This is a genomic window from Acidiphilium sp. JA12-A1, assembly GCF_000724705.2.
Classification (GTDB): Bacteria; Pseudomonadota; Alphaproteobacteria; order Acetobacterales; family Acetobacteraceae; genus Acidiphilium; species Acidiphilium multivorum.
Map to the genome: position 1 here is coordinate 1 of NZ_JFHO01000296.1, position 656 is coordinate 656.

The 656-nt window shown below is 73.3% G+C and carries 1 protein-coding gene; it reads right to left on the bottom strand.

Features of this window, described 5'->3' with window-relative positions; genetic code table 11:
* Positions 1-629 (bottom strand): amidohydrolase family protein (locus RT91_RS19965; RefSeq protein WP_035189854.1); only part of this gene is annotated, 629 nt, incomplete at its 3' end.
* Positions 630-656: the final 27 nt, after the last annotated feature.

Sequence of the window (656 nt, forward strand, 5' to 3'; positions counted from 1 at the left end):
CGCAGCGAGTGCGGCGCGGCGCCGAGCACGGCGCCCGGCAGGGCGCGCAGCCGTTCCGCCGTGGCCGCGTGCAGGCGGAGAAACCCGTCGAGATCGGTGATGAAGCGGCGCTGGCCCGGCTCGGGCGGGCGGTTGGGGCCGGCGGCGCTGTAGAGCACCGGCAGCAGGGTGAGGCCGATGCCGGTTTGCGCCGCCGCCTCGATCACCCGCGTGGCGAGCTCGGCGGGATCGGCATAGGGGGCGCCGGCGGAATCGTTGTGCAGGTAATGGAATTCGGCGACCGCGGTGAAGCCGCGCTCGAGCATTTCCATGAAGGCCATGGCGGTGACGGCGGCGATGTCGTCCGGCGGCAGCGCGAGGGCGGTGCGGTACATCACGCCGCGCCAGGACCAGAAATCCTCGGCGGCGGCGCGGCGGCGCTGGGCGAGCGCGGACATCGCCCGCTGGAAGCCGTGGCTGTGCAGGTTGGGCAGGCCGGGCAGCACGCAGCCGGGGACGGTTTTCGCGATCGGCCGGCGGGGCATTCGCGGCGAGGCCGGCGATGCGGCCGGACCCGTCGATGTCGAGCGCGCGCCGGACGCCCATCCTTCGGGGAGAAAAACGGCCTGTTCGAGCCAGAGTCGCCGCATGGTCGGTCCTTTCGGGAATGGGTTGCC